This window comes from Vibrio neptunius, assembly GCF_000967495.1.
In the GTDB taxonomy this organism is placed as follows: Bacteria; Pseudomonadota; Gammaproteobacteria; order Enterobacterales; family Vibrionaceae; genus Vibrio; species Vibrio neptunius.
Map to the genome: position 1 here is coordinate 1 of NZ_JXXU01000143.1, position 6,933 is coordinate 6,933.

The 6,933-nt window shown below is 45.6% G+C and carries 8 protein-coding genes; all 8 read right to left on the reverse strand.

Annotated features, from left to right (window positions below; genetic code table 11):
• Positions 1-144: 144 nt before the first annotated feature.
• The 8 genes from ruvX to metK all read right to left on the reverse strand — a co-directional run bounded on the left by ruvX (position 145) and on the right by metK (position 6,585).
• Entirely contained in the window at positions 145-570 is a 426-nt protein-coding gene (gene ruvX / locus TW84_RS23430; RefSeq protein WP_045978015.1) for a Holliday junction resolvase RuvX, read from the reverse strand.
• An 18-nt stretch (positions 571-588) separates the two neighbouring features.
• On the reverse strand, positions 589-1,152 hold the full coding sequence (locus TW84_RS23435) for a YqgE/AlgH family protein (protein WP_019277262.1): 564 nt from the start codon (positions 1,150-1,152) through the stop codon (positions 589-591).
• Between the two features lie 56 nt (positions 1,153-1,208).
• The gene (gene gshB, locus TW84_RS23440; protein WP_019277263.1) at positions 1,209-2,159 is read right to left on the reverse strand and encodes a glutathione synthase; all 951 of its coding nucleotides are present in this window, start codon (positions 2,157-2,159) and stop codon (positions 1,209-1,211) included.
• Between the two features lie 13 nt (positions 2,160-2,172).
• The gene (rsmE, locus tag TW84_RS23445; protein ID WP_045978016.1) at positions 2,173-2,904 is read right to left on the reverse strand and encodes a 16S rRNA (uracil(1498)-N(3))-methyltransferase; all 732 of its coding nucleotides are present in this window, start codon (positions 2,902-2,904) and stop codon (positions 2,173-2,175) included.
• Positions 2,905-3,012: 108 nt separating this feature from the next.
• Positions 3,013-3,717 (reverse strand): deoxyribonuclease I, encoded by a 705-nt coding sequence (gene endA / locus TW84_RS23450; RefSeq protein WP_045978017.1) that lies wholly within the window; start codon positions 3,715-3,717, stop codon positions 3,013-3,015.
• Between the two features lie 78 nt (positions 3,718-3,795).
• A complete protein-coding gene (locus TW84_RS23455; protein WP_045978020.1) occupies positions 3,796-4,293 on the reverse strand; it encodes a SprT family zinc-dependent metalloprotease in 498 nt (165 codons plus the stop codon).
• A gap of 65 nt (positions 4,294-4,358) precedes the next feature.
• Complete coding sequence (locus TW84_RS23460) at positions 4,359-5,153, reverse strand: DUF2189 domain-containing protein (RefSeq protein ID WP_045978018.1); 795 nt, start codon at positions 5,151-5,153, stop codon at positions 4,359-4,361.
• A gap of 277 nt (positions 5,154-5,430) precedes the next feature.
• Positions 5,431-6,585, reverse strand: coding sequence for a methionine adenosyltransferase (gene metK, locus TW84_RS23465; RefSeq protein WP_045978019.1), 1,155 nt, complete (start codon positions 6,583-6,585; stop codon positions 5,431-5,433).
• Between the last annotated feature and the right edge of the window lie 348 nt (positions 6,586-6,933).

Here is a 6,933-nt window from a genome sequence, read left to right on the forward strand (position 1 = left end):
AGAGTAGGGAATCTCTAAAGGTTTTCTAGTTGTTGTAAAAGCTCCCCAACTCGTTCGTCCCTCACTCTTGAGGGGGACGATTTAACTGATTGAAATAAAAAGGGGTGATGCTGCACATCACCCCTTTTAGTATGTTATTGCTTACTAGTCGCCGTATTGCGCTTCAAACCAACTTTCTAAAATGACTACCGCAGATTGGCAATCAACATTGCCTTTGCTCAAGGCTTTATAGCCACCCATTTCGAATAGATCTGCGCGAGCTTCCGTTGTAGAAAGCCTTTCATCGTGTAGTTCGACAGGAAGGCCGAAACGGCCTTGAAGACGATTAGCAAACTTTTTCGCTCTAGGAGTAATCGTTTCCAGATCTTTGCCGTGAAGGTCTGTTGGCAAACCGACAACCAGTAAATTTGGCTGCCACTCTATGATCTGCTTTTCAATATCGTCCCAGTTGGGAATGCCATCGTTGGCTTTAAAGGCTTTCAGCGGTGATGCCGTGCCTGTAATCTCCTGACCAATGGCACTGCCAATACTTTTAGTGCCAAAGTCAAAAGCCATAATTGTTCTAGACATAAATTATTAGTGATGAGGTTATGCGTGACCAATATCGCTGGACAGTTGAGACGCGTCGATGCCCAGCATCTGCACAGCTTTCTGCCAACGTTCATTGATCGGTGTGTTAAACATGACATCAGGGTCGGCTTCAATCGTTAGCCAAGAGTTTTCCGAAAGTTCAATTTCCAATTGGCCTGCTTCCCAGCCAGAATAGCCTAATGCAACAATGTATTCTGGTGGTTCGGCTTCTGTACCGAGCACCGCGAGGATATCCTTCGAAGTGGTAACAGAGATACAGTCAGTCATCTGGATGCTGGATTCATAATGATCTTTCGGTTGGTGAAGAATAAACCCTCGGTCTCCTGAAACCGGGCCGCCATTGAGTACCGGTTTCTCAAGGCTACCGACTTTGAGTTGAGGCTGAGTTGCTTCAACGTCGACCTGCTTGAGCATTTTACCTACTGTGATGTCGATTGGAGCATTAATCATTAAACCCATCGCGCCATCATCATTGTGTTCACATACGTAGATAACGCTGCGTTGGAAGTAGGGATCTTTCATCCCTGGCATAGCAACTAAAAAGTGGTTGGTTAAATTCATAGTTACTCCAGCGTAAAATGGGCGGCAAGTTATCGCCCAATGATCATATGAATAAATTACTGCTTGTTGAGGCGACGCTCTATAGCGTCCATCAATTTACCCGTAATTGAGATATCAAATGCAGCCTCGATTTCGCGAATACAGGTTGGGCTGGTTACATTTATCTCAGTTAACTTGTCACCAATGACGTCGAGACCTACAAAAATCAAACCTTTTTCCTTAAGTGTAGGCGCTACAGCCGCTGCGATCTGTTTATCTGTTTCGCTCAGAGGTCGGGCTTCACCGGTGCCGCCTGCCGCAAGGTTGCCGCGAGTTTCTCCTTTTGCCGGAATACGCGCTAGGCAATAAGGCATAGCTTCGCCGTCCACGACCAGAATTCGCTTGTCGCCGTTGCTGATGTCTGGAACGAATGTTTGTGCCATCGCATAGTTTTGACCGTGGTTAGTCAGGGTTTCGATAATCACAGAAACATTTGGATCGTTCTCTTTGACTCGAAAAATAGATGCACCACCCATGCCATCTAGTGGTTTTAAGATCACATCTCCGTGCTGTTCGCGGAATTGTTTAATCTTCTCTGCTTTGCGGGTCACGATTGTGGTTGGGGTAAGTTCAGGGAACCAAGCTGTGAAAAGCTTTTCATTACAGTCACGTAGGCTTTGAGGTTTGTTGACTATTAATGTACCTTTCTCTTCTGCGCGCTCAAGAATGTAGGTCGCGTAGATGTACTCTGTATCAAACGGAGGATCTTTGCGCATCAAAACTGCATCAAGCTCTGACAATTCAATCGTTTGCTCTGACTTAAACTGAAACCAGCCAGTTGGATCTTCTTTGAGTTCCACCACTTTAGTATCAGCAACAGCGACACCTTGGTCTAGGTGCAGATCATGCATTTCCATATAGTGGATTTCGTAGCCGCGGCGCTGCGCTTCAAGCATCATGGCAAAGCTAGAGTCTTTCTTGATATTGATGGACTCGATAGGGTCCATCACGATACCTAATTTGATCATGGTTTTTCTCCGTTTAACCAAGGTCGCCAAAGCGAACTTGAAGGGCAGTAATTGCGGTAAGAGCAGCGGTCTCTGTGCGTAATACGCGTGGGCCTAGCAGAGTCTCTTCAAATTGATATTCTCGGGTTTTCTCGATTTCTTCTGCGGATAAGCCACCTTCGGGGCCGATCAACAGGCGAACTTTCTCGACCGGATCTGGCAGCGTATTGATTGAGTATTTTGCTCTTGGGTGAAGATTGAGTTTAAGGCCATCGTAGTCTTCTGCACACCACTCATCTAACTGCATGATAGGGCGAATCTGCGGAACGATATTACGCCCACTTTGCTCGCAAGCGCTGATGGCCACTTTCTGCCATTGGGCGAGCTTTTTCTCAAAACGTTTTTGATCCAGCTTGACGCCACAACGCTCAGAAATCAATGGAGTAATGGTATTGACGCCCAACTCTACGGACTTCTGAATGGTGAATTCCATCTTTTCTCCGCGAGAAATGACCTGACCCAAATGTAAGTCCAGCGGTGACTCACTGCTACGTTCAACACGTTCAGTGATGTTCACCATGACGGACTTTTTGGTGACCTCTTCAATTACGGCAGGAAACTCGGCGCCATAGCCATCAAAAAGCAATACTTCTTGTCCAGCTTTCATCCGCAAGACTCTTCCTACATGGCCGGCTGCGTCTTCGTCAAGCGCTAAACTGCCAAGTTGGGTTATAGGTTCAGGGTGATAAATTCGAGGAATTCGCATCAGCTATGTATCCGGCCAGATAATTGAGAATGAACTCCTAACATGGATGCTTTGTGCCTAAAAAACAAGGGGCAGGCTATACATATCGCCACAATTCATAAGGGGCAATTACAGAGCCTGGCATGCTTTGAAAACGAAAGGGTTATGATTGCCCTGAATCTTGAAAATTCGGCGTTCACGCTCACATTCCCATTTGTCGACTGGGTAGAGTTTATTCCAAGCTGTCATGAGTTGACTTTGTTGCTTAGATAGCTTGAATCCGTATTCCTGACTCATGTACAGATAAGTTCGAGCAATGGAGCCTTTGGCGCGGTTTGGTGGCATGGCCTTTCGCTGCTTAAAGTTGACCTGCATCTCGCATCGGCCATAAGTAACACCATCCACACCATTCCATTGACTGAAATTATAATTCGAACGATCACCGTTCACTTCACCGATGGCTGGAGTGAGGTTATGTAGGTCGGCTTCCATTGAACGAAAAACGGTGTCATTTTTGGTGCAGTTTTTTCGCCCACCAGACTGCCAACATTGAAGTTGGTGGCCAAACTGCCAGGCTGGAACAACATGCTCCCATTCGATTCTTGAGGCTCGTTTTTGTTGTTTTCTTACTTCGTAGCCACATGACTCTAAATCGGGAATACCTTTCTTTCCCTGCCAGGTAATATCACATCCACAGTAAAAGCTGGTGGGGTGATCTGCATATATTTTCAGCGCTTCTTTTTTGGCTTTCGAAAACGAAGAGGGAGGTGCAGATAGGGCCTGAAATGAAGTGATCAGTGAAGTTAAGCAAACGAAAAATACTCGAATTTTCATGTCGATAAGTATGAGAAAAGTATGACTTATCGCAGTCTACCACGCATTTTAAATTGAGTGTTATCGATGGTCACAGAGCTATGAGAGTTGTTTGCCCGTAAATACCAGACTTTGCTGACAGCTCTGACATCGGTAGCTGCTTTGTTGACGTAGGACTTTATTGTGGCGTCTGATCGTTAGCGGATAGGTTTGGCATCCGCAGCGATACTCGAAGGTTTTCCCTTGTACGGAAGTAATTTCAAAACTGTGCGTAGTACGAGCAGGGGTGCTGAACACGCTTTTCATGACCGATTGCCATTCTTTACCGTGGGGTCTGACCCGACCATAGACCTGATAAGTGATCAAATGGGCGATTTCATGCGGGATGACTTCATCGAAAAACGCTTGCTGATTTTCGACAAATAATACGGGATTTAGCCGAATTTCATTGAGCTGGAGGTAGGCTTTGCCCGCCGCTTTGCCTCTCAGTTGGTAGCTGATAGAAGGGAAAGAAAATGAACGCTGAAAAGCATGTTGAGCTATTGTGATGTAGCGAGCGACTACTTGTTGTGCGCGATAGCAAAGCTCTATATCCAAATTCATCTCCAAAAAATTCGCCCCTTACATAAGGGGCGAATCATATACCGGATCAGAAGGTAGCGCTAATGGTGCTTTTTCTTGATGGTTTCATGATAAGCGTGCCAAGTACCGTAGCCAAGAATTGGCATAGTAAACAACATGCCGATCCCGTAAGTTGCAAAGCCAATTAAGATACCGCCACAAATCACGGCGGCCCACACTATCATCGCTGGTATATTGGATTTGACGGCGTTAAAGCTGGTAAATACAGCGGTCATCATATCAACGCGTCGTTCCATCATCAGTGGGATGGAGAAAGCTGAAATACTAAACACGATTGCAGCCAGTACCATGCCCACCAATGAACCAATTACCAGAAATGGAAGGAACTCGGTCAATGGCGCGCCCTGAACGGACGGGTATAACGCATGAAGTAATGCAGCGATACGCATCCAGAAGATCATACACACGGCGAGCATGACAGCGAACGCCCATTGTGATGAAGAGTTACGCCCAATCGCTTTCATTGAGTGAAGTAAGCTGGCGTGATGGCCCTTTTCCCGTTCCCAACTGGCATCGTAAAGCCCTAGCGCTAGGAAGGGACCTATTAGCATATAGACGACTAAACTTGGCATTACGACTAAGTGTGTGCCTTGCCATTGTACTAACAGCACGATGCCAATCGCTGCCGCCATAAAACATAAGCCGTAAAAGGCACTGATCAATGGCATTCGCACAAAGTCGTGCAAGCCGAGTGATAGCCAGTGAAACGGCGCCGATAAACTGACGTGATTGCACGGAATAGTGCGTGCGTATTCGTTATCTGGGACTTCCTTTCGCTTTTCGTTTAAGTCTTGTGGATTCACCGTACGAGGCATATATCCTCCTTGATCGATTCTGTAATAAGTCACCCACAGGTCAATGGGTGACGTTTTGGAACTCGATGCCCGGCTTTGCGACTGGCCTAGTAAGCTGCGCATCTAACTTAGTCTGTTAAAAAGCAATTTCGGCAAAGAATTGACCTTTTAACTTATTGTTAACTATTGACCCCATGACAAAAAAATACAAATTTGTTGTTCGATTTTTGCGCACAAAAACAAAGGGCTTCTGGTTAACCAGAAGCCCTTAAATAGCAAGTTATTGCGGCGGTTTACATTACTTAATGCCAGCGAAGTCTCGAAGAAGTGACGCTTTATCAGTCGCTTCCCATGGGAATTCTTCACGACCAAAGTGGCCGTAAGCCGCTGTTTTCTTGTAGATTGGTTGAAGTAGGTTCAGCATTTCTTGTAGGCCGTATGGGCGAAGATCGAAGTGCTGGCGTACCGCTTCAACAATGATGTCTTGAGATACTTTTTCAGTACCAAAGGTTTCCACCATGATAGATGTTGGATCTGCAACACCGATTGCGTAAGAAAGCTGAATCTCACAACGATCAGCAAGGCCAGCAGCAACGATGTTTTTCGCAACGTAACGAGCAGCGTAAGCAGCAGAACGGTCAACTTTTGATGGATCTTTACCTGAGAATGCCCCACCACCGTGACGAGCAGCACCACCGTATGTATCAACGATGATCTTACGACCTGTCAAACCACAGTCACCCATTGGGCCACCGATAACAAAACGGCCAGTCGGGTTGATAAAGAAGTTGGTGTCTTTGTTTAGCCACTCTGATGGTAGAACTGGCTTGATGATCTCTTCCATAACCGCTTCACGCAGGTCTGGAGTCGAGATTGAGTCACAGTGCTGAGTCGAAAGAACGACAGCATCAATACCAACGATTTTTCCTTGGTCGTACTGGAACGTCACCTGTGATTTTGCATCAGGACGTAGCCAAGGTAGTGTGCCGTTTTTACGTACTTCCGCTTGTTTCTGCACAAGCAAGTGGGAGTAAGTGATTGGGGCTGGCATCAGCACATCTGTCTCATTCGTCGCGTAACCAAACATGATGCCTTGGTCACCGGCACCTTGCTCTTTTGGATCCGATTTATCAACACCTTGGTTGATATCTGGAGACTGTTTACCAATCGTGTTTAGTACCGCACAAGAGTTTGCGTCGAAGCCCATTTCTGAGTTGACATAACCTATCTCACGAACGGTTTGACGAGTGAGCTCTTCAATGTCTACCCACGCAGACGTGGTGATCTCGCCACCTACCATTACCATGCCGGTTTTAACGTATGTCTCACACGCAACACGGGCTTTTGGATCTTGTTCAAGAATCGCATCAAGTACTGCATCAGAAATCTGGTCTGCAATCTTATCTGGATGTCCTTCTGATACCGACTCAGAAGTAAACAGGTGCTTAGCCATGTTAGCTCCACTTTAATCTGGTTATATCAGTGAATGGTTTCATCACTGACATTGAATAATATTATTGATTGTAGGTGTATCTACATCTAGACGTCTATTCTAATTTTCATTGCTCGAATTACAAGCTCTTTTTTTAATTTAATACATATCTAAACGTTTGCTTTTATAGAGTTAAATGTCACTAAGATGGATGAAAACAGTAGAAAATTAGCGAGAACTGCAAGTATTCAGACTGTAAAACGTTTGCAGAGCTTAGACGCCTTTGAGAGAATAATCGCCCATCAAAATTAGTTTTCGCTTAACGTATTCAGGAGCAGACATGTCTTCCCGTAAACATCTAGCTAATGC